This is a genomic window from Streptomyces sp. NPDC057010 (genome assembly GCF_042673805.1).
Classification (GTDB): domain Bacteria; phylum Actinomycetota; class Actinomycetes; order Streptomycetales; family Streptomycetaceae; genus Streptomyces.
On the sequence record NZ_JBHUSC010000011.1, the window covers coordinates 60,169 to 81,394 of the forward strand.

21 protein-coding genes are annotated in these 21,226 nt (G+C 71.3%); 10 read left to right on the forward strand and 11 right to left on the reverse strand.

The window, feature by feature from the left end; translation table 11 throughout:
- Nucleotides 1-93 precede the first annotated feature (93 nt).
- The 5 genes from ACFTXQ_RS13850 to mce form a co-directional block, all read right to left on the reverse strand.
- Nucleotides 94-867, reverse strand: coding sequence for an ABC transporter permease (locus ACFTXQ_RS13850; RefSeq protein WP_382639901.1), 774 nt, complete (start codon nucleotides 865-867; stop codon nucleotides 94-96).
- A gap of 2 nt (nucleotides 868-869) precedes the next feature.
- Complete coding sequence (locus ACFTXQ_RS13855; RefSeq protein WP_382639904.1) at nucleotides 870-1,883, reverse strand: ABC transporter ATP-binding protein; 1,014 nt, start codon at nucleotides 1,881-1,883, stop codon at nucleotides 870-872.
- Nucleotides 1,884-1,996: 113 nt separating this feature from the next.
- Nucleotides 1,997-2,935: a cellulose-binding protein gene (locus ACFTXQ_RS13860; protein WP_382639907.1), complete on the reverse strand. Its 939-nt coding sequence runs from the start codon at nucleotides 2,933-2,935 to the stop codon at nucleotides 1,997-1,999.
- 194 nt (nucleotides 2,936-3,129) lie between these two features.
- Entirely contained in the window at nucleotides 3,130-7,686 is a 4,557-nt protein-coding gene (gene scy, locus ACFTXQ_RS13865) for a polarized growth protein Scy (RefSeq protein WP_382639910.1), read from the reverse strand.
- 192 nt (nucleotides 7,687-7,878) lie between these two features.
- A complete protein-coding gene (gene mce, locus ACFTXQ_RS13870; protein WP_382639913.1) occupies nucleotides 7,879-8,307 on the reverse strand; it encodes a methylmalonyl-CoA epimerase in 429 nt (142 codons plus the stop codon).
- Nucleotides 8,308-8,444: 137 nt separating this feature from the next.
- Here mce and ACFTXQ_RS13875 point away from each other — a divergent pair, with 137 nt between their 5' ends.
- The 3 genes from ACFTXQ_RS13875 to ACFTXQ_RS13885 all read left to right on the forward strand — a co-directional run bounded on the left by ACFTXQ_RS13875 (nucleotide 8,445) and on the right by ACFTXQ_RS13885 (nucleotide 10,825).
- Nucleotides 8,445-9,647, forward strand: a complete 1,203-nt coding sequence (locus ACFTXQ_RS13875; protein ID WP_382639916.1) for an acetyl-CoA C-acetyltransferase — start codon at nucleotides 8,445-8,447, stop codon at nucleotides 9,645-9,647.
- Between the two features lie 71 nt (nucleotides 9,648-9,718).
- Nucleotides 9,719-10,681: a methylmalonyl Co-A mutase-associated GTPase MeaB gene (meaB, locus tag ACFTXQ_RS13880; protein WP_382639919.1), complete on the forward strand. Its 963-nt coding sequence runs from the start codon at nucleotides 9,719-9,721 to the stop codon at nucleotides 10,679-10,681.
- Between the two features lie 69 nt (nucleotides 10,682-10,750).
- A complete protein-coding gene (locus ACFTXQ_RS13885; RefSeq protein WP_099895366.1) occupies nucleotides 10,751-10,825 on the forward strand; it encodes a 50S ribosomal protein bL37 in 75 nt (24 codons plus the stop codon).
- A 55-nt stretch (nucleotides 10,826-10,880) separates the two neighbouring features.
- On the opposite strand, the gene ACFTXQ_RS13890 is transcribed toward ACFTXQ_RS13885, so the two are convergent.
- The 5 genes from ACFTXQ_RS13890 to ACFTXQ_RS13910 all read right to left on the reverse strand — a co-directional run bounded on the left by ACFTXQ_RS13890 (nucleotide 10,881) and on the right by ACFTXQ_RS13910 (nucleotide 14,278).
- Nucleotides 10,881-11,468: a PepSY domain-containing protein gene (locus ACFTXQ_RS13890; protein WP_382639922.1), complete on the reverse strand. Its 588-nt coding sequence runs from the start codon at nucleotides 11,466-11,468 to the stop codon at nucleotides 10,881-10,883.
- Nucleotides 11,469-11,600: 132 nt separating this feature from the next.
- Nucleotides 11,601-12,077, reverse strand: coding sequence for a MarR family winged helix-turn-helix transcriptional regulator (locus ACFTXQ_RS13895; RefSeq protein WP_382640121.1), 477 nt, complete (start codon nucleotides 12,075-12,077; stop codon nucleotides 11,601-11,603).
- 97 nt (nucleotides 12,078-12,174) lie between these two features.
- A complete protein-coding gene (locus ACFTXQ_RS13900) occupies nucleotides 12,175-12,978 on the reverse strand; it encodes an AIM24 family protein (protein ID WP_382640123.1) in 804 nt (267 codons plus the stop codon).
- Between the two features lie 11 nt (nucleotides 12,979-12,989).
- Entirely contained in the window at nucleotides 12,990-13,640 is a 651-nt protein-coding gene (locus tag ACFTXQ_RS13905; protein WP_382639925.1) for an AIM24 family protein, read from the reverse strand.
- Entirely contained in the window at nucleotides 13,640-14,278 is a 639-nt protein-coding gene (locus tag ACFTXQ_RS13910) for an AIM24 family protein (RefSeq protein ID WP_382639928.1), read from the reverse strand. The genes ACFTXQ_RS13905 and ACFTXQ_RS13910 overlap by 1 nt, the downstream gene beginning before the upstream one ends.
- 157 nt (nucleotides 14,279-14,435) lie before the next feature.
- Here ACFTXQ_RS13910 and ACFTXQ_RS13915 point away from each other — a divergent pair, with 157 nt between their 5' ends.
- From ACFTXQ_RS13915 to ACFTXQ_RS13935, 5 genes are all read left to right on the forward strand, one after another.
- On the forward strand, nucleotides 14,436-14,780 hold the full coding sequence (locus ACFTXQ_RS13915; protein ID WP_382639931.1) for a DUF3817 domain-containing protein: 345 nt from the start codon (nucleotides 14,436-14,438) through the stop codon (nucleotides 14,778-14,780).
- Entirely contained in the window at nucleotides 14,777-15,073 is a 297-nt protein-coding gene (locus tag ACFTXQ_RS13920; RefSeq protein WP_382639934.1) for an MTH1187 family thiamine-binding protein, read from the forward strand. The genes ACFTXQ_RS13915 and ACFTXQ_RS13920 overlap by 4 nt, the downstream gene beginning before the upstream one ends.
- A gap of 169 nt (nucleotides 15,074-15,242) precedes the next feature.
- Nucleotides 15,243-15,752 carry a MarR family winged helix-turn-helix transcriptional regulator gene (locus ACFTXQ_RS13925; protein ID WP_382639936.1) on the forward strand — a complete coding sequence of 170 codons (510 nt, stop codon included), beginning with the start codon at nucleotides 15,243-15,245 and terminating at the stop codon, nucleotides 15,750-15,752.
- 63 nt (nucleotides 15,753-15,815) lie between these two features.
- On the forward strand, nucleotides 15,816-16,145 hold the full coding sequence (locus ACFTXQ_RS13930) for a DUF3817 domain-containing protein (protein ID WP_382639939.1): 330 nt from the start codon (nucleotides 15,816-15,818) through the stop codon (nucleotides 16,143-16,145).
- A gap of 98 nt (nucleotides 16,146-16,243) precedes the next feature.
- Nucleotides 16,244-17,944, forward strand: coding sequence for a methylmalonyl-CoA mutase (locus tag ACFTXQ_RS13935; RefSeq protein ID WP_382639941.1), 1,701 nt, complete (start codon nucleotides 16,244-16,246; stop codon nucleotides 17,942-17,944).
- A gap of 76 nt (nucleotides 17,945-18,020) precedes the next feature.
- On the opposite strand, the gene ACFTXQ_RS13940 is transcribed toward ACFTXQ_RS13935, so the two are convergent.
- Complete coding sequence (locus tag ACFTXQ_RS13940; RefSeq protein ID WP_382639944.1) at nucleotides 18,021-18,653, reverse strand: TetR/AcrR family transcriptional regulator; 633 nt, start codon at nucleotides 18,651-18,653, stop codon at nucleotides 18,021-18,023.
- Nucleotides 18,654-18,893: 240 nt separating this feature from the next.
- Between ACFTXQ_RS13940 and ACFTXQ_RS13945 the strand changes: the two genes are divergently transcribed.
- Both ACFTXQ_RS13945 and ACFTXQ_RS13950 read left to right on the forward strand, forming a co-directional pair.
- Nucleotides 18,894-19,892: a tetratricopeptide repeat protein gene (locus ACFTXQ_RS13945; RefSeq protein WP_382639947.1), complete on the forward strand. Its 999-nt coding sequence runs from the start codon at nucleotides 18,894-18,896 to the stop codon at nucleotides 19,890-19,892.
- Between the two features lie 606 nt (nucleotides 19,893-20,498).
- Nucleotides 20,499-21,137, forward strand: a complete 639-nt coding sequence (locus ACFTXQ_RS13950) for a DUF6230 family protein (RefSeq protein ID WP_382639950.1) — start codon at nucleotides 20,499-20,501, stop codon at nucleotides 21,135-21,137.
- Nucleotides 21,138-21,226: the final 89 nt, after the last annotated feature.

The window sequence follows — 21,226 nt, forward strand, 5'->3', positions numbered from 1 at the left end:
TTAAGAGGATAACGAGGTTCCTACGGTTCCGTCGCGGGCCGGATCCCTGAGGTACCCCTGAGACCGACCCGGGGATCCCCCGGAGTCGCCGGCTCAGGCGTCCCGCTTCCTCAGGACCAGCAGGCCTCCGATCACCGAGGCGAGCACCCACAGCACCATGATCCCGAGTCCGGCCCACGGGCCGTACGGGGCCTCGGGGCTCCCGAAGGCGTCGGGTACGACCTGCATGATCCGCGACCCGGCATTACTGGGCAGGTACTGGCCGACCGTACGGGTCGCCTCGAAACCCATGAGGACGGTCGAGACGATCAGGAAGAACGGGATCAGGATGCTGATGGCCGCCACCGAGCTGCGCAGCATCGCCGCCACGCCCATGCAGAACAGGGCGAGGAGCGCCATGTACACGCCGGCGCCGATCACGGAACGCAGGACGTTGTCCGCTCCGAGCCCGATGCCGAAGTCACCCAGGATCGCCTGCGTGAGGAAGAACGACACGAAGCTGGTCGCCAGCCCGACGGCCAGGGCCAGCGCCCCCGCCACGGCCATCTTGCCGAGCAGGAAGCCCGTGCGGTTCGGTACGGCGGCAAGCGAGGTCTTGATCATGCCCGTGCTGTATTCGGTGCTCACGACCAGCACACCGAAGACGATCATCGCGAGCTGTCCGAACAGCAGTGAATTGAAGCTCATCGCGGTGGGGTCGAAGGTGGCCCGGGCGGCCGCGTCCATGCCGCTCGTGTCGTACGTGGCGCTGAACAGCGCGGCGAACCCCACGGTGACGAGGAAGACGAGCGCGAGGGTCCAGCTGGTGGAGGCGACCGTGCGGATCTTGGTCCACTCGGAGCGGAGGACCGCGGGGAAGGAGGACATGGTCACTTCCCGCCCTTGCGCTGTGCCTCGAACCCGGCGCCCCACGCGGGCACGTCGGCCGGCCGGGCGGGGTTGTCGGCGGCCATGCCCGCGGGCACGGGCGCGCCCGGGGCGTGGGCGTGGTACTCGACGGAGTCCGCCGTCATGCGCATGAACGCTTCCTCCAGTGACGCCCGTTGCGGGCTGAGTTCGTGCAGCACGATCTGGTGCCGGGCGGCCAGCTCGCCGAGCCGCTCCGGGCCCACGCCGTCGATCTCCAGCACGCCGGTGGCCGGAACGCCGATGGCGTCGATCCCCTCCGCGTGCAGGACGTCCTTGAGGCGTTCCTGCTGCGGAGAGCGCAGCCGGACGTAGCTGCGCGAGTTCTGCTGGATGAAATCGGCCATCGACAGGTCGGCCAGCAGCCTTCCCTGTCCGATGACGATCAAATGGTCTGCGGTCAGGGCCATTTCGCTCATCAGGTGGGAGGAAACGAAGATCGTTCTTCCCTCCGCGGCCAGCCCCTTCATCAAATTGCGGATCCAGAGAATTCCCTCCGGGTCCAGACCATTGACGGGTTCGTCGAACATCAGGATTTCCGGATCGCCGAGCAGCGCGGAGGCGATTCCCAGCCGCTGCCCCATGCCCAGCGAAAATCCTTTGGACTTCTTCTTGGCGACGGGCGTCAGCCCCACCAGGTCCAACACCTCGGTGACCCGGCTCTCGGGGATCCGGTTCGACTGGGCCAGGCAGAGAAGGTTGTTGTATGCACTTCGGCCACCGTGCATGGCCTTCGCGTCCAGCAGCGCCCCGATGTACTTCAGCGGCTCCGGCAGGTCCCGGTAGTGCTTCCCGTCGATCCGGACCGTCCCGCTGGTCGGGTTGTCGAGGTCGAGCATCATGCGCATGGTCGTGGACTTGCCCGCCCCGTTGGGTCCGAGGAAGCCCGTCACCACCCCCGGTCTGACCTGGAAGCTGAGGTTGTCCACGGCGGTCTTGGCGCCGAATCGTTTCGTAAGGCCCTCAAGCTCGATCATGTGGCCACGCTAGAACGACGCAGGGCCGTACGCCACCTCCGAAAGGTGGCGTACGGCCCTGCTTTGGTCGTGAAGCGGGCGAACCGGACCGACCGGTAACCGCGATCCGCGGGTCAGCGGCTCTGCTGCGCCGGGACTCCGCGCGTCACCGGCTCGTCGTCGATCGGGGAGCCGGCCGCCGCGACGGCCGCACCGGTCAGCGTCGCCAGCATCTCGCGGACGTTGGTCAGCTGCGCGTTGATGGAGTCGCGGCGGTTGGTGAGCGCCGCCAGCTCGCGCTCGGACTCGCTGCGGATACGGTCCGCCTTGGCGTTGGCGTCGGCCACGATGTCCTCGGCCTGGCGCTGCGCGGTCTCCACGGTCTGACGGGCGCGGCGCTCGGCGTCCGTACGCAGCTTCTCGGCCTCCAGGCGCAGCTGCTCCGCGCGGTGCTCGATCTCCGCGAGGCGCTTCTCCGCCTTGGCCTGACGCGAGGCCAGGTCGCGCTCGGACTGCTCACGGCGCTTGGCCAGGTTGGTCTCGAAGTCCGCGGCGGCCTGGGCGGCCTTGGCGCGGGTCTCCTCGAACAGGGCGTCGGCCTCCTCGCGCTTGGAGGCCGCGTCCTTCTGCGCCTCGGCGCGCAGCGTCGCCGCGTCACCCTTGGCCTTCTCGACGATGCGGACGCCCTCGTCCTCCGCCTTCGACTTCCGGTCGGCGGCGAACGACTCGGCGTCGTTGCGCACCTGCTGGGCAGCCGACTCGGCGAGCTCACGGTGCTGCTCGGCCGCGCGACGGGCCTCCTCGCGCAGGTCCTTCGCCTCCTCCTCGGCCAGCCGCAGGATCTTCTCGACCCGGGCGCCGAGACCGGCGTACGACGGCTCGGCGTCGTTCACCTGGGCCTGGGCGTTCTGCGTCTCGAGGTGCAGCTCCTCGATCCGCTTTTCCAGAGAGTTGATACGTCCAAGGGCGCTGTCGCGGTCGGAGACCAGCTTGGTAATGCGGTCGTCCACCTGACCGCGGTCGTAACCACGCCGCACGAGCTCGAAGCCGAAGGGGGAGGAAGTGTCGCTCATGGGGTTCCTGTCGAATGAGACCGATGAGGTGCTACGTGAGGTGTTAAGGGGAATCCTAGGCGCCGAACCGGCGTGTCATCGAGTCAATCCGCGTTTGATCTGGACAATGACACCCCTTTTGAGTGGCAAGGCGACAGAATGCTTGTCACTCGTTCGCCTGAACCTCCATCAGAGGCACACATCCCTGTGAACCACTAGCCCTCTGACGTCTTGCCACCCGAACGAGTGGATCCCGCTGCCGCGCCGGCCTTCACGCCCCCCGCGCCCTGGCCGCCGACCGTGGGCTTTCCGCCACCCGAAGGCGCCTCGAATGATTCCAACGCCTCAAGAACGTCCTGGACACGGGAGATCTCCGCCTGAATGTCCTCGCGCCTGCGCACCAGCACCTCCAGCTCGCGACGGCCCTCCTCGACGAGCCGTTCGGCCTCCGCCTTGGCCTGCGCGAGGGCGTTCTCGGCCTCCCGGGCCAGTTCGGCCTTCTTCTGCTCGGCCTCCTTGAGCAGCGCCTCCGCCTTGCGCACCGCCGCGATGCGGACCTTGCTCGCCTCGCTGCTCGCGTCCGACACCAGTGCCTTGGCCTTCGCCTCGGCCTCCACGCTCTGCTCGGTCGCCGCCCGCACCAGCTTGTCCACGCGCTCACCGGCCGACTTCATCTGCTCGGCCGACTCCCGGCGGGCCCGCTCGTGCAGCTCCTCGACCTCCGTCTCGACGCGGCCGCGCAGCTCCTCCGCCCGCTCCCTTATGGCGGCGGCGTCCGTCCGCGCGCCGACCAGCAGCTCGTCCGCGTCCGTACGGGCCTTCTCCACCATGGAGTTGCCCTCGACGGTCGCCTCCGAGGTGATCCGCGCGGCCTCCTTGCGCGCCGCGTCCACCATCGCGTCGGCCTGCTCCTCGGCCGCCGTGGTGGCGGCCAGGGCCTGCTTCTGCGCGTCGGCGGTGAGCTTGTCCGCCTCCGCCGCCGACTCGGTGATGAGCCGGTCGACCTGCTCCGCCGCCTCGCTGCGGCGCTTGTTGGCCTCCTCGCGGGCCTCGTCCAGCAGCCGCTCGGACTCCGCGCGCGCCTCCGCGCGCAGCCGCTCCGCGTCGATCGCCGCCTCCGCCTTGACCCGCTCGGCCTCCGACCGGGTACGGGTCGCGTGCTCCTGCGCCGAGGACAGCGCCTCCGACGCCTCCGCGCGCAGCCGCTCCGCCTCGTTCGCGGCCTCGCCGACCGTCCGCTCGTTGGCCTTGAGGGTCTCGGCGGTGAGCTTGTCCGCCTCCGCCGCGGCCTCGGTGATGAGCCGGTCGACCTGCTCCGCGGCCTCGCTGCGGCGCTTGTTGGCCTCCTCGCGGGCCTCGTCGAGCGTCCGCGCGGACTCCTGCTCGGCGCTCGCCAGGGTCTCGTTCGCCGCGGCCGTGACGCGCTCCGCCTCCGCGGTGGCCTCGCCGATGATCCGGCCGCCCTCCGCGCGGGCGTCGTCCAGTACCCGTGCGGCCTCCGTGCGCAGCCGCTCGGCCTCCGCCGCGGCCTCGCCGACCGTGGCTTCGTTGGCCGCGCGCGTCTCGTCGACGAGCCGGTCGCCCTCGGTGCGGGCGTCGACCAGCACGCGCGCCGCGTCCCGCTCGGCCGCGACCAGCGTCTCGGCCGCCTGGGCGGCGAGCCGCTCCGCCTTCACGCGCAGCGCCTGCGCGGCTGCCTCGGCCTCGCCGACGGTGGCGGCGTTCGCGGCCGCGGTCTCCGCGGTGAGGCGCTCGGCCTCGGCCGTGGCCTCCGTGATGAGCCGGTCCGCCTGTTCCGCGGCCTCGGTACGCAGCCGGTTGCCCTCGGCCCGGGCCTCGTCCAGGGTGCTCGCGGCCTCGGCGCGGGTCGCCTCCGCCGCCTGCGCCGCCTCCGCGGTGATCCGCTCCGCCTCGGCCGTGGCCTCGCCGACGGTGGCCGCGTTCGCGGCGCGCGTCTCCTCGGTGTGCCGCTCCGCCTCCGCGGTGGCCTCGGCCGTGATCCGGGCCCCCTCGGCGCGGGCCGCCTCCAGGGACTCCGCCGCCTCGCCGCGGATCCGGTTCGCGTCGTCACGGGCGTCCGCCCGGGTACGGGCCGCGTCCCGCTCGGCCGCCGCCAGCGCGTCCGTTGCCTCCGTACGCACCCGCTGCGCGTACTCCGCCGTGTCGCTGCGCAGCTGCTCCGCCTCGGCGATCGCGTCGCCGACCGTCCGCTCGGCAAGGGCCTTCGCCGCGTCCGTCTCCGTACGGGCCTCGCTGCGGATCCGGTTGGCGTCCTCGGTGGCCCGCTCCCGCTCCGCGTACGCGTCGCCGCGGACCCGCTCGGCCTCTTCCTCGGCCTCCGTCTTCGTACGCTGCGCCGCGTGCTCCGCCGCACTGCGCAGTCCGGCGACCTCCTCCTCGGCCTGCTCGTGCAGCCCGGCCACGGAGTCCCGCACCTGCTGCGCGGTGGCCTCCGCCGCCGACACCAGCTCCGACGCGCGGCGCTCGGCCTCCTCCGTCAGCCAGATCGCCTCGGCCTGCGCCTCCTCGGAGCGCTTGCGGGCCTGCGCCAGCAGTTCCTCGCTCTGCTCGCGGGCCTGGGCGCGCTCGCTCTCCGCGTCCGTCCGGGCCGACGCGAGGGTCTCCTCGGACTCCCGGCGCCGCCGGGCGGCCTCCTCCTGCGCGGCGGCCAGGGCCTCCGCGGCCTCCGCGGCGACCCGCTCGGCCGCCGCCTTCGCCTCGGCGCGCAGCCGGTCCGCGGTCTCCTGGGCCTCGGAACGCACCCGCTCCGCCTCGGCCTCGGCCTCGCCGCGCAGCCGTACGGCTACCTGCTCGGCCTCCGCGCGGACCCGGCCGGCGTCCTGCGCCGCGTCGGTGCGCAGCTGGTCGGCCTCCGCCTCCGACTGCGTCTGGAGGGTGCGGATCCGCTCCGCCGACTCGGCGCGCAGCCGGTCGGTCTCCTCGGTGGTCTCCCTGCGGATGTTCTCCGCGGCCGCGCGGGCGTCGCGCAGCGTCTGCTCGGCCGTGCCCAGCCGGTTCTCGGCGTCCGTGTGCAGCCGTACGAGTTCCTCGTCGGCCTCCGCACGCTTCGCGGCCAGGGCCTGCTCGGTCTCCTCGCGCCGGGCGAGGGCCGCCGCGTCCGCCTCGGCCCGGACGGCCTCGGCCTGCTCCTCGGCCTCGGCGCGCAGCCGCTCCGCCTCGGCGCGGGTGCGCTCCAGGGTCTCCTCGGCCTGCCGGCGCAGCGTGCCGGCCCGCTCGACGGCCTCGGCGCGGACCCGCTCGCTCTCGGCGGTCGCCCCGCCGCGCAGCTCGTCCGCGTCCGCCTTGGCCTTGCCGAGCAGCTCCTCGGCGGTCTTGGCCGCCTCCTCGATCTGCTGGACCGCCTCGCGGCGGGCCTCGCCGCGGATCCGCTCGCCCTCGGCGACGGCCTCCGCGCGCAACTGCTCGGCCTCGCCGCGCAGTCTGCGGGCCTCCTCCTGGAGCTCGACCGTACGGGCCCGGTACTCCTCGGTGTCGTCCTTCGCGGCGCCCTTGAGCTCATCGGCCGTGGCCGCCGCCTGCAGGCGCAGCCGGTCGGCCTCGGCCTCCGCCTCGCGGCGGATCCGCTCGGCCTCCTCGGAGGCGGCGCGGGTGGTGGCCCGGGCGTCCTCCGAGGCCTTGTTCAGTACGTCCTCGGCGGTGCGGGCGGCCTTCGCCAGCTGCGCCGCGGTGTCCTCGGCCGCCGCCGTACGGGCCTGCTCGCCGGCCTCGGTGCGCAGCCGCTCGGCCTCCGCGCGGGCGTCGGCCACGGCCTGCTCGGCCTCCGCCTTGAGGGCGTCGGCCTCCTTGGTGGCCTCGCCGACCAGCCGGGCGACCTGCTCCTTGGCGGTACGGGTGCGCTGCTCGTTGACGGACTCCGCCGACGCGAGCTGGCGGGCGGCGCTCTCCTTGGCCTCCGCGAGCACCTTCTCGGCCGCGGCCCGGGCCTCGCGCAGGGCGGCGTCGGCCTCCTGCACGCGGGACTCGGCCACCCGGCCAAGGTCGAGGGTCTGCTGGCGGGTCTGCTCCGCCTCGGCGGAGGTGGTCGAACGCAGCCGCTCCGCGTGCTCGCTGGCCTCCTGGGCCTGCGTGGACGCGGCGGTCAGCAGCCGCTCGGCCTCCTTGCGGGCGCGCAGCAGGGTGGCCTCGGCCTCGGTACGGGCGGCCTCCGCGTCGGCGGCCATCCGGCGCCGGGTCTCCTCGGCGACCCGGGCGGCCTCGGCGCGGGCCGCGTTCAGGGACTGCTCGGCCTCGGCGCGGGACTCCTCCATGAGCCGGCGCGCCTGGGACTCCGTACGGGCGCGCAGCTGCTCGGCCCAGGCCACGTTCTCGTTGACGTGGGCCTCGACGGTCTGGCGGCGCTCGTTGAGCTCCTGGTCCAGGCGCTGGCGCCGGTTGACGGCCTCGGTGTGGAGCTCGGCCTGGAGGCGCGCCTGGTGCTCGGCGTGCTCCTGGAGGATGCGCTGGGTCTGGGCCCGGGCGTCGCGCAGCTCGCGCTCGGCGTCGGAGCGCATCTGGTCGGCCTGGATCTGGGCGTTGCGGAGCAGCTGCTCCGCCTGGTAGCCCATGTCCGCGCCGTCGTAGGCGGGGCGGGACGCCAGAGCGCGCCGTACCTCGTGGAGCTTGGCGCGCAGCACCTCGACCTGGTATCCCAGGTCCTCAGCGTGCTGGACGGCCTTCCCGCGCTCCTTCTTCAGCCGCTCCATCTCGGCCTCGAAGCGCGAGAGATGGTCGGCCTCGGCCTGATGGCTCTCCTGGCTTTCGTAGCCCCGCACAGCGCGGTCCCATCCGTCCCCTGGTCGCAAGCTCACTCCCAAATGAGCACCGTCCGCCCGCTGAACGGCGCCCCCGGGGAATGGTGTCAGATACCGGGGCAGGGGTCACAGGCCCCGACCCCGTCTCCGCACCGAACCCCGGCCGAGCCATGGCCACTCTACCGGCCGGGGAAACGGGCCATCAGTGGTCCGTCAGTGGGCGGGGTTGGAGGTGACCAGTTCGGTGAGGACTCCGTGGCAGTCCTTGGGGTGGAGGAAGGTGATGGAGGAGCCCATGGAGCCCGTGCGGGGCTGGTCGTAGAGGACGCGGACGCCCTTGCCGCGGATGGCCTCCGAGTCGCCCTGGACGTCCTCGGTGCCGAAGGCGATGTGGTGGACGCCCTCGCCGTTCTTGGCCAGCCACTTGCCGACCGCGGAGTCCTCGCGGGTGGGCTCGAGGAGCTGGAGGTAGGAGGCGCCGCCGTCCGACGTCCCGTTGATCTTGAGCATGGCCTCGCGTACGCCCTGCTCCTCGTTGACCTCGGAGTGGAACACCTCGAAGCCGTAGGTGGCACGGTAGAACTCGACGGTCTTGTCCAGGTCGAAGCAGGCGATCCCGATGTGGTCGATTCTTGTCAGCATGGGACCAGTGCACCGCCCTGGAGGCCGGTCACGCAACGTGCGCGCGATCACACCGACAGCCCGGTGACCGTTGCCGTACCGCTCAGTACATTGACGTAAACCCTCGTTCACTCCTCTCATCCAAGGGGCTGTGCCTCATGTCCGGAACGAACAACACCACTTCAGTGATCGTCGCAGGGGCCCGCACGCCCATGGGGCGGCTGCTCGGTTCGCTCAAGTCCTTCTCGGGTGCCGACCTCGGCGGTTTCGCCATCAAGTCCGCGCTGGACCGGGCCGGGATCTCCGGCGACCAGGTGCAGTACGTGATCATGGGCCAGGTGCTCCAGGCCGGCGCGGGCCAGATCCCGGCCCGCCAGGCCGCGGTCAAGGCCGGCATTCCGATGAACGTGCCCGCCCTGACCATCAACAAGGTGTGTCTGTCCGGTCTGGACGCGATCGCCCTCGCCGACCAGCTGATCCGCGCCGGTGAGTTCGACATCGTGGTCGCGGGCGGCCAGGAGTCCATGACGAACGCGCCGCACCTGCTGCCCAAGTCGCGCGAGGGCTACAAGTACGGCGCCATCGAGATGCTCGACGCGATGGCCTACGACGGCCTCACCGACGCCTTCGAGAACATCGCGATGGGCGAGTCCACCGAGAAGCACAACACCCGCCTGGGCATCGAGCGCGCCCCGCAGGACGAGTTCGCCGCCGCCTCGCACCAGCGGGCCGCCGCCGCGCAGAAGAACGGCGTCTTCGACGCGGAGATCACTCCGGTCGAGATCCCGCAGCGCAAGGGCGAGCCGGTCGTCTTCTCCAAGGACGAAGGCATCCGTCCGGAGACCACCGCGGAGTCGCTCGGCAAGCTCCGCCCCGCCTTCGCCAAGGACGGCACCATCACCGCCGGCACCTCCTCGCAGATCAGCGACGGCGCCGCCGCCGTGGTCGTGATGAGCAAGGCCAAGGCCGAGGAGCTGGGCCTGGAGTGGCTCGCCGAGATCGGCGCGCACGGCAACGTGGCCGGCCCGGACAACTCCCTCCAGTCGCAGCCGTCGAACGCGATCCTGCACGCCCTGAAGAAGGAGGGCCTGGAGGTCTCCGACCTGGATCTGATCGAGATCAACGAGGCCTTCGCCGCCGTCGCCGTGCAGTCAATGAAGGACCTCGGGGTGACCCCGGAAAGGGTGAACGTCAACGGTGGCGCCATTGCCCTGGGGCACCCGATCGGCATGTCCGGCGCCCGCGTGGTGCTGCACCTGGCGCTGGAGCTCAAGCGCCGCGGCGGCGGGGTCGGCGCGGCCGCCCTGTGCGGTGGCGGCGGCCAGGGCGACGCCCTGATCGTCCGCGTCCCCGGGGCGTGAGCACCCGGCCGCACCCGCGGCCGTAGCAGCAGCACCCGTACCCCGTACGAGAACCGAGGAGCGCAGCACACATGACGGCGGTGGACGTCCCCCAGCTGGTGGCCCAGGCACGCGAGGGTCGGCCGAGAGCGGTGGCCCGGCTGATCTCGCTGGTCGAGGGGGCGTCCCCGCAGCTGCGCGAGGTGATGGCGGCGCTGGCGCCGCTCACCGGCAACGCGTACGTGGTGGGGCTGACGGGGTCGCCGGGCGTCGGCAAGTCGACCTCGACCTCGGCGCTGGTGTCCGCGTACCGCAAGGCCGGGAAGCGGGTCGGCGTGCTCGCCGTCGACCCGTCCTCGCCGTTCTCCGGCGGGGCGCTGCTCGGCGACCGGGTGCGGATGTCGGACCACGCCTCCGACCCCGGGGTCTACATCCGCTCGATGGCCACCCGCGGGCACCTGGGCGGCCTGGCCTGGGCCGCCCCGCAGGCGATCCGGGTGCTGGACGCGGCCGGCTGCGAGGTGATCCTCGTCGAGACGGTCGGGGTCGGGCAGTCGGAGGTGGAGATCGCCGCGCAGGCCGACACCTCGGTGGTGCTGCTGGCCCCCGGGATGGGCGACGGGATCCAGGCCGCGAAGGCGGGGATCCTGGAGATCGGCGACGTGTACGTGGTCAACAAGGCCGACCGGGACGGCGCCGACGCCACCGCGCGGGAGCTGAACCACATGCTGGGCCTGGGGGAGACCCGGGGCCCGGGGGACTGGCGTCCGCCGATCGTCAAGACGGTCGCCGCGCGGGCGCAGGGAATCGACGAGCTGGTCGAGGCGCTGGAGAAGCACCGGGCGTGGATGGACGAGCGGGGCGTGCTGGCCGAGCGGCGCACGGCGCGGGCGGCGCGCGAGGTGGAGACGATCGCGGTGACGGCCCTGCGGGCCCGAATGGCGGATCTGCACGGGGACGCCCGGCTCGACGCGCTGGCGGCCCGGGTCGCGGCCGGGGAGCTGGATCCGTACGCGGCCGCCGACACGCTGTTGGGCAGCCTGGCCGAAGCCTGATGCGGGCGGGGCCGGGCGACCCTAGACTGGCGAACGCCCGGAATACCCCGATCCAGGGAGTGATGGCTCATGGCCAAGCGCGGCAACAAGAAGCGAGCACGCAAGAAGAAGAAGGCGAACCACGGCAAGCGTCCCAACGCCTGACGCACGTGACGGGAGCCGCGCCCCACCCGGGGCGCGGCTCCCGGTGCGTACGGGGTCAGCCGTTGTCGCTGTCGTCGTCGCCGTCGTTGTCGGAGTGGTTGTCCGAGTCGTACTGGGCGGTCGCCTTGCCGGTGGTGGCGTCCACGGAGCCGTCCCACGTCTTGCCGTCGGAGCCCCGCACCTCGACGTGCCAGTACGCCGCCTTGCCCTCGTCGCCGGAGTCCCACTCGACGGTCCACGCCGTGCCCGGGTGGGCGGCGACCGCGGCCTTGATCGCCTGCTCGGCGGTGACCTTGGCGGCCAGCAGGTCCTTGTGCTTGTCGCCGTTCTCGTCGGTGTCGACGTGCTTGCGGGTCACCTTTCCGGTCGCGGCGTCGACCTCGAGCTCGGCGTGGCCCTTGCCGTCCTTGGTGATCACGTCCACGTGCCAGACGTTGGCGTCCCGGTCGAGGGACTCGACGACCCCGGGATAGTCCTTCAGGGCCGCGGCGGCGGCCCCCTCTGCCGAGACGTCGGCCCGGGCGGCGGCCGCCGCGGGAGCCGTTCGTGCCGAGTCGGCGGGCGCCGCGGCGGCAGCGGCCGCCGGGCCTCCCACGAGCAGGACCACGGACGCGGCCGCGGAGACGTACACGTTGCGCTTCATGGGCTGGACCTCCTCAGGCCGGCCATGACCGCGTACCCGCGGTTGCCCGGGGGCGGGCGGCCGGCAGCGAGCGTTCCCGCCCATTGTCCGGCCGGTCGCCGCATACCGCCGCCGGGAGCGCGACGCCCCTGGTCAGACCTTGCCGCGGGTGCCGCGCAGGTGCTCCGCCACCGGGGTCAGGGAGGAGCGCAGCGCCGCCAGGGCCTCCGGCGGCAGCAGGTCGATGAAGTGCCTGCGGACGGACGCCACGTGGTGCGGGGCGACCTTGCGCATGGTCTCCATGCCCTCGTCCGTGAGCACCGCGAAGAGGCCGCGGCGGTCGGACTCGCAGTTCACGCGGCGGACCAGGCCCGCCGCCTCCATGCGCGTGATCTGGTGGGACAGCCGGCTCTTGGACTGCAGGGTGGCGGTCGCGAGATCGCTCATCCGCATCCGGTGGGCCTCCGACTCCGAGAGGTTCACGAGGATCTCGTAGTCGTTGTTGGTGAGTCCGAAGGGCTGGAGATCCTTTTCCAGCTGGTGCATCAGCAGTCTGCTGACGTCCAGGTGGGTGCGCCACGCACACTGCTCGGAATCGGTCAGCCAGCGGGTGGCCGTCTCGGTCTCCATGGTCTCCATGAATGAACTCTACCTAAGAAGTTGAATTACGTACAAAGATGGGTGGCCGGGGGCGGCCCGAGGGGCCAGTCTGCGGGCCGCCCCGGGGTCACAGTCCGAAGCGGCGCTGGAGGTCACCCAGCTGCCCCGGCATCCGCGGTACGCCCAGCTGCCCGAGCGGACCCTGGCCCGCCCCCGGGACGCCCTGCGCCTGCCCCGCGGCCGCACCGGCGCCGACCGCGCCGACCGCCTGCTCCGCCATCAGCATCTCCGACGACTGGAGCAGCACCGTACCGGCTCCGACGAACTCGAACTGGTGCTCCTCGCCCGAGGTGCCGCCGAGCCCGGTCAGCGAGCGCAGCCCGCCGATCACGCCCGACATGTAGCCGTGGTCGTAGTGGTGGCACGGGGACGGGCAGTCCGCCCAGCCCACCAGCGCCTGCGGGTCCACGCGCAGCGGCGGCTCCATGAACACCACCGGCCCGTTGGACGCCGCGACGAACTTCCCGGTTCCGATCAGCGTCAGGAAACCCGGCACGATCGACTGCTTCAGGGCGAGGGAGGGCTGGTAGGCGAGCAGGTTGCCCGAGCGGATCGTCAGGTTCCCGTTGTCCAGGTCGTACGAGTTCACGTCGAAGGCCCGGTCGGCCAGCAGCATCTTGCCCTGCCCCTCGGCCACCACCCAGTCGCTCGCGTGGAGCGGCGAGTGGAAGCTGGTGCGCAGCAGCCGGTCGAAGCGGCCGTTCCCGATGCCGTTGAACTCGATGCGCCCGTAGTACGAGATCATCTTGCCCTTCTGCAGGAACCACTGGCTCCCCTTGAGCTCCACGCAGAAGGTGTACGCGTTCACGTTGTCGTCGGAGGGCAGGGTGTACGGGTCGAAGACGGTCGGGCCGCCGGGTCCGCCCGTCACGGGACCAAAGTTCACAGCTTCTCCTCCGAGGCCTGTACGTACACCGCGCCCTGGCCGGACAGCTCCAGCTGGAACGCCTCGCCCGAGCCGCGCCCCACCATGTCGCGCCAGCCCAGCGCGGTGGAGAGCTTGTTGCGCACGTCCCCGTGATGGGCGACGTACGCCTGCGGGTCCACGTGGACCGGGCGCTGCGGGGTGATGGGCAGCTCGATGACCCCGCCGTGGGCCATCACGGCGACCGAGCCGTGGCCCTTGAGGGTGGTGGTGAACAGGCCCTGGCCGGTCACCTGGCCGCGGACCATGCCCATGACCCCGCCCTGCGAGCCCATGAACATCGTGCCCTGCTGGAGGGTGCCGTCGAAGGCGAGCAGCCGGTCGGCCTCCACGTAGAGGGTCTCGCCGGTCAGGTTGATCACCTGGATGTGGTGGCCGCCGTGGCCGAACATCACGGTGCCGTTGCCCTCGACCGACATCAGCGGGGTCTGCTCGTTCGCCACGCGGCGCCCGATCATCCCCATCACGCCGCCCTGACCGCCGGTGATGCTGGGGGTGAAGGAGACGTCGCCGCGGTAGGCGAGCATCGCGCCGCGCTGGCTGTACATCTTCTGCCCGGGGACGACCTGGGCCTCGACCATCTTCGAGTTGATCTCGCGGAACGGCATCAGATGTCGCCCCCGATGGTGTTGCGCTCGCTGGGCTGCACGTACACCAGGCCCTCGCCCTCGAAGCGGATCTGGAAGGACTCGCCGGAGCCCTCGCCGATCAGCGTGCGGAAGTTGACGCCGGACTGGAAGGACTGCTGGAGGTTGCCGGTGTGGGCGATGTACGCGCCCGGGTCGACGGAGAGGGGGTACTGGGCGCTGACGCGCAGCACCACCGCCGGGCCGTCGGACATGATCGCCGCCTGGCCGGTGCCCTCGACGGTCGTCGTGAACAGGCCGTTGCCCGTCGTCGCGCCGCGCAGGCCGGTGAAGGTGGTGCCGGTGCGCAGACCGGCGTCGGTGCACAGCAGGTTGCTGGACTCGACGTAGAGCTTCTCGCCGCGCAGGTTGACCAGATTGATCTCACTCGCGCGGTCGGCGAAGAAGCAGGTGCCGTGTCCCTGCACTTCCATCACGGTCATCTGCTCGCCGGTCAGCCGGCGGGTCACCATGCCGCGGAGGCCTTCGCCGCCGCCTGTCATCTTCTTGAAGGCCATCTGACCGTCGTACGCGACCATGGAGCCGTTCTTCGCTTTCACGGCGTCCCCGGTCAGGTCGACGGCCAGCACCTTGCTGCCTTGGAGTCGGAACTGAGCCACGGGATGACGTTATCGGCACCGGGCGGACCCGAACAGAGTCGCGTGGCCGATATACGCCACAGCCGGGCGTGCGGCGACCGCGCGGGGGCCCGGGTCAAGATCCCGCAAAGCGGCTGAGACACTGGGAGGCCCTGGCCTCCACCCCGAAGGTTCCGACGTGGACATCAAGACCGCCTCCGCCCTGCACCGGCTGCGCCTCATCTCCGTTCCGGAGGCGCTGTCGTTCCCGGCCCTGCTGATCTTCGGCACGTTGCTGACCTGGCTGACGGGTTTCGACGCGCTGAAGATGCCGCTCGGCCTCCTGCACGGGATCCTGTTCCTCATCTACCTGGTCTTCCTGCTGGACGTCTGGAACAAGGCCAAGTGGCCGGCCAAGAAGGTCGCCCTGTTCTTCGTCCTGGCGCTGGTGCCCTTCGGCGGCCTCTACGGCGACAAGCTGCTCAAGCGGGACGAGGCCGACAGCATCATCGCGGCCCGCGCGCGCGAGGCGGCCGAGGCATGATCGTCGCGTTCTCGGTGACCCCGCTGGGGGTCGGTGAAGAGGTCGGCGAGTACGTGGCCGACGCGGTCCGCGTGGTCCGCGAGTCCGGGCTGCCGAACCGCACGGATGCGATGTTCACCACGGTCGAGGGCGAGTGGGACCAGGTCATGGACGTGGTCCGGCGCGCGGTGGCCGCGGTGGAGGAGCGTGCGCCCCGGGTCTCCTTCATCCTCAAGGCCGACATCCGCCCGGGCGTCTCCGACGGGATCACCTCGAAGGTCGAGACGGTGGAACGGCACCTGGCCGAGGGCTGACGCGCCGGGGTCCTTACTCACCGCCCGAACGCGTTCCCGGATCGCGGGGCCGCCGGCCGACGTCGTCCTGCTGCTCCTCGCCGAACTCCGGGCGGCAGGACGGAGACGGGGCGGGCCGAGGAGTGAGACGGGGCTCCCGGTCATATGACCGCCCGGTAGGGTCTGGGGCGTGCCCAAGCCGCTCAGCCTTCCCTTCGACCCCATCGCCCGCGCCGACGAGCTCTGGCGGCAGCGGTGGGGGCCGGTGCCCTCGATGGCCGCCATCACCTCGATCATGCGGGCGCACCAGATCCTGCTCGGCGAGGTCGACGCGGTGGTCAAGCCGTACGGGCTGACCTTCGCGCGGTACGAGGCGCTGGTGCTGCTCACCTTCTCCAAGGCCGGCGAGCTGCCGATGTCGAAGATCGGCGAGCGCCTCATGGTCCACCCGACCTCGGTGACCAACACCGTCGACCGGCTGGTGCTGTCCGGGCTCGTCGACAAGCGGCCCAACCCGAACGACGGCCGCGGCACGCTCGCCTCCATCACGGACAAGGGGCGCGAGGTCGTCGAGGCCGCCACCAGGGACCTGATGGAGATCGACTTCGGCCTGAGTGCGTACGACGCCGAGGAGTGCGCGGAGATCTTCGCGCTGCTGCGCCCCCTGCGCGTCGCCGCCGCCGACTTCGAGGAGAGCTAGGGGTGTCCGCTACGGACCGGCCCCGGTCAAGATCGCGCAAAGCGGACGGTTAGGCTCGACGCCATGAAACGCAGTGTGCTGACCCGCTACCGGGTGATGGCTTTCGCGACCGCCGTGATGCTGCTGGTGCTCTGCACCTGCATGGTCTTCAAGTACGGCTTCGACAAGGGCGCCGATCTGACCTTCGTGGTGTCCCAGGCCCACGGTGTGCTCTTCATGATCTACCTGGTCTTCGCCTTCGACCTGAGCTCCAAGGCGAAGTGGTCCTTCGGCAAGATGCTGTGGGTCATGATCAGCGGCACCATTCCGCTGGCCGCCTTCTTCGTCGAGCGCAAGGTCCGCGCCGAGGTCGAACCGCTGGTCGCGGACGGTCTCGCGACCGCGAAGGCCTAGCCGCCGGCACTGCGCCACCAGGGCGAATCTCCCCCGGGGACATCTCCCCGGGGGTTGCCCATCGACATTTACTAGGACGTCCTAGTAAATTCGTGGGTATGGACGCAGACGCCATCGAGGAGGGCCGCCGCCGCTGGCAGGCCCGTTATGACAAGGCCCGCAAGCGCGAGGCAGACTTCACCACGCTCTCCGGCGATGCCGTCGATCCGGTCTACGGGCCCCGGCCCGGCGACGCGTACGAGGGGTTCGAGCGCATCGGGTGGCCGGGGGAGTACCCCTACACCCGGGGCCTGCACGCCACCGGCTACCGCGGGCGGACCTGGACCATCCGGCAGTTCGCCGGGTTCGGGAACGCCGAGCAGACCAACGAGCGCTACAAGATGATCCTGGCCGCCGGCGGCGGCGGGCTCTCCGTGGCCTTCGACATGCCGACCCTCATGGGGCGCGACTCCGACGACCCCCGCTCCCTCGGCGAGGTCGGCCACTGCGGGGTCGCCATAGACTCCGCCGCCGACATGGAGGTCCTGTTCAAGGACATCCCGCTCGGCGACGTGACCACCTCGATGACCATCTCGGGCCCCGCCGTGCCCGCCTTCTGCATGTACCTGGTCGCCGCCGAGCGGCAGGGCGTGGACCCCGCCGTCCTCAACGGCACGCTCCAGACCGACATCTTCAAGGAGTACATCGCCCAGAAGGAGTGGCTCTTCGAGCCCGAGCCGCACCTGCGCCTCATCGGCGACCTCATGGAGTACTGCGCCAAGGGCATCCCCGCCTACAAGCCGCTCTCCGTCTCCGGCTACCACATCCGCGAGGCGGGGGCCACGGCCGCGCAGGAGCTCGCCTACACCCTCGCCGACGGATTCGGCTACGTGGAGCTCGGCCTCTCGCGCGGGATGGACGTGGACCACTTCGCGCCCGGGCTCTCCTTCTTCTTCGACGCGCACCTCGACTTCTTCGAGGAGATCGCCAAGTTCCGCGCCGCCCGCCGCATCTGGGCCCGCTGGATGAAGGAGGTCTACGGGGCGAAGAGCGAGAAGTCCATGTGGCTGCGCTTCCACACGCAGACCGCCGGGGTCTCCCTCACCGCCCAGCAGCCGTACAACAACGTCGTGCGCACCGCCGTCGAGGCCCTCGCCGCCGTCCTCGGCGGCACGAACTCCCTGCACACCAACGCCCTCGACGAGACCCTCGCGCTGCCGAGCGAGCAGGCGGCCGAGATCGCCCTGCGCACCCAGCAGGTGCTGATGGAGGAGACCGGCGTCGCCAACGTGGCCGACCCGCTGGGCGGTTCCTGGTACGTCGAGCAGCTCACCGACCGCATCGAGGCGGACGCCGAGAAGATCTTCGAGCAGATCAAGGAGCGCGGCCTGCGCGCCCACCCGAACGGGCAGCACCCCATCGGGCCGATCACCTCGGGCATCCTGCGCGGCATCGAGGACGGCTGGTTCACCGGGGAGATCGCCGAGTCGGCCTTCCAGTACCAGCGCGCCCTGGAGAAGGGCGACAAGCGGGTCGTCGGCGTCAACGTCCACCACGGCTCGGTCACCGGGGACCTGGAGATCCTGCGGGTCAGCCACGAGGTGGAGCGCGAGCAGGTGCGGGTCCTCGCCGACCGCAAGGGCCTGCGCGACGACGCGAAGGTGTCGGAGTCGCTGGCCGCGATGATCGACGCCGCCCGGGACGGGTCGAACATGATTCCGGCCATGCTCGACGCCGTGCGGGCCGAGGCCACGCTGGGCGAGATCTGCAACGTCCTGCGCGAGGAGTGGGGCGTCTACACGGAGCCCCCGGGCTTCTAGCCGCCGGTCGAGGGGCGGGTGCGGCGCCGTTGCGGCGGCGCTGCCCCCGCGCCCGGACCGGTTCCCGCAGGGCCGGTCAGGAGGTCGCCGGCCCCTGGAGGCCGTGCATCAGCAGGGCCGTGAAGGTGGCGACCCACAGCTCGTCCACCGGTTCCGAGCTGACCAGGGCGCGGTGCACCACCGTGCCCGCGATCACGTCGAAGATCAGGTCCGTCGTGTGGCCGGCGAGGGACTCGTCATCCTCGTACGGAAGTTCCCCGCGGGCCTGCGCCCGCTCGCGGCCCAGTACGACGAGACGTTTCTGCCGGTCCACGATGGCCGACCGGATCCGGTCGCGCAGGGCCTCGTCCCGGGTGGACTCGGCGACGACCGCCATCAGGGCCGTACGGGCCTCCGGGCGCCGCAGCAGCGCCGCGAACTGCAGGACCACGTACTCGATGTCGGCTTCGAGGGAGCCCCGGTCCGGGAGTTCGAGAGAGTCGAAGAGCTCCGCGACCGCGTCGACGACCAGCTCGTTCTTGCCCGCCCACCGGCGGTAGAGGGTGGTTTTGGCCACGCCCGCCCGGGCCGACACGTCGCCCATCGTCAGCTTCGACCAGCCCAGTTCCACCAGCGCGTCCCGCGTAGCAGCGAGGATGGCGGCGTCCGCGGCGGCACTGCGGGGGCGGCCGGTGCGGGCGGGGCTGGATCCGGGACTGGGGTTGCGCATGGCCGAGACCATACCCGTCGGTAGCCATCCGGCCGGGTCCCGAACCGCTGTGGTTCAGATCACGGGGCGCAGGAGGCCCGCGAGGAGTTACGCTACGGCTCGTAGCGTAAGAGCGACAACCACGCGAAGGGCTACAGGCGCCAGGTGGGGACCCGGCGCCGCAACGCGGAACGGCCGCGGGACCACGGCAATTCACGCGATCTTTTTCATCGGCGCGCGCACACGGGGGAGGATGTACGCATGCAGCCCAGAAACATGTCCATGAGCGGCGTCGTCGACCTCGCCGCGGTGAAGGCGGCCGGCGAGGCCAAGGCCAAGGCCGAGCAGGCCCGCGCCGAAGCGGCACGGCAGGCGGCCCAGGGCGGCGGGGCCGGTCCGGCCGCCGGCGCCGTGCCGCCCTCCGCGCTCGTCATCGACGTCGACGAGGCCGGCTTTGAACGCGATGTGCTCCAGCTCTCCGCCGAGGTCCCGGTCGTCCTGGACTTCTGGGCCGAGTGGTGCCAGCCGTGCAAGCAGCTCAGCCCGCTCCTGGAGCGCCTGATCACCGAGGCCAACGGCCGCCTCGTGCTCGCCAAGATCGACGTCGACGCCAACCAGATGCTGATGCAGCAGTTCGGCATCCAGGGCATCCCGGCCGTGTTCGCCGTGGTCGCCGGCCAGGTGCTGCCGCTGTTCCAGGGCGTGGCCCCCGAGCAGCAGATCCGCGAGACCCTCGCCCAGCTGGTGCAGGTCGCCGAGGAGCGCTTCGGGATCATCGGCATCGAAGTGGACCCGAACGCCGAGGGAGTGGCCCCGGCGGCTGCGGCCGAGATCCCGGCCGGCCCGTACGACGCCCTGCTGGAGGCGGCCGTCGTCGCGCTCGACGCCGGAGACCTGGGCGGTGCGGTGCAGGCGTACAAGAACGTCCTGTCCGACGACCCGGGCAACACCGAGGCCAAGCTGGGTCTGGCCCAGGCCGAGCTGCTGAGCCGGGTCCAGCACATGGACCCGCAGGCGGTGCGCGCCGCGGCCGCCGAGAACCCGCGCGACCCGGCCGCGCAGATGGCCGCGGCCGATCTGGATCTGGCCGGCGGGCACGTGGAGGACGCCTTCGGGCGCCTGGTGGACACCGTGAAGGTGACGTTCGGTGACGACCGCGATGCCGTACGGGTCCGGCTGCTGGAGCTGTTCGAGGTCATCGGGTCGGAGGACCCTCGCGTGACGGCGGCGCGTACGGCGCTCGCCCGGGTGCTCTTCTAGAACGGCGTCCGGAGGCGGCCTCCCGAGGTGCGCCGCGCACCGCCGGGCCGCCGACGATTTGTTGACACGTAGATAAACAGCGGCCGCACTTTGCCAAAACTTGGCAATTGCGGCCGCTGTTACTCGCAGTAAATCGAACCCCGTGAAGTGTCCGGTGTGTTCACACTTCCGCCGATTGTCGTGGCCCTTGGTAACACCCTGTGTTGCTTGCCGATGGCAGCAGGTCGTGCTCAGGTTATCTGGCCGTTACCCGCCAGTAACGAACCCCCTTGTGCCCCGGCCGGGAATGGACCACGATCGGCGACGCTCGGTCCTTCCCGCAGAGCCGCTCATCCGGAGCCGCGGTGGAGGGTCCCCACCGAGCCGCCCGGTGGCAGTGGCACCGGGTGTGGGACAGGGGGGTCTCCGCCACACGGTGGGGCCTGTCCTCCAGGTTGCGCGAACGCGTGGCCCAGTGGTTGTCGCTCGGGGGTGATCGCCGGTGTATCGGACGTGGCACTGCCGCGGCCCGGCCGCCTGCGCTCCTTCCCGAGGACGTAGCACTTCTCCCATCCCAGGACGGGCACGGCCCGGACCGGAGATGTACGTCCGAGAAGGAGGAACGAAATGAGTTCTCAGGTTCGTGGCGGGACCAGATGGAAGCGCTTCGCGCTCGTCATGGTGCCGAGCATCGCGGCCACCGCCGCGGTCGGTGTGGGTCTGGCGCAGGGTGCCCTCGCGGCGTCCTTCAGCGTCTCCGGCCAGGACTTCAAGGTCTCGGCCGACAAGCTCGACGGTGACAACCTCATCCAGTACGGCGGTATCGCCGAGGGTCACGACCTCAAGGGCAACGCGCAGCACCACCCGGTCACCATCTCCGGGTTCAGCCACGCGGAAATCACCAACATGTGCCAGTCGCTGGTGACGCCGACGCCGCTCGGCAACATCACGCTGCAGCTGCGCACGGGCCACAAGGGCAAGCCGGCCGTCGCCGACAACATCTACCTGGATGTTGCCGAGCTCGACACCGACGCCGAGTTCAAGAACCTGGACATCGGTGTCGCGGTCGGCGACGCGAGCCACAAGACGAAGCCGCAGGCCGGTACGGTCTCCAGCCCGTACGCGTTCTCGCAGCGCGCCGACAAGGCCGTGCTGACGAACGTCCGGCAGAAGGCGTGGGCGACGACGGCGGGCACCTTCAAGCTGCCCGACCTGAAGCTGCGCCTGCTCGGCGGCGACCAGCCGTGCTACCAGGACGAGAAGTAATCCGTCCCGGTGAGTGACCGGAGGACGGTCGGGGGGGGGGGGCGCCCCCCCCCCGCCCGACGGGCGCCCCCGAATTAACTAACAACCAT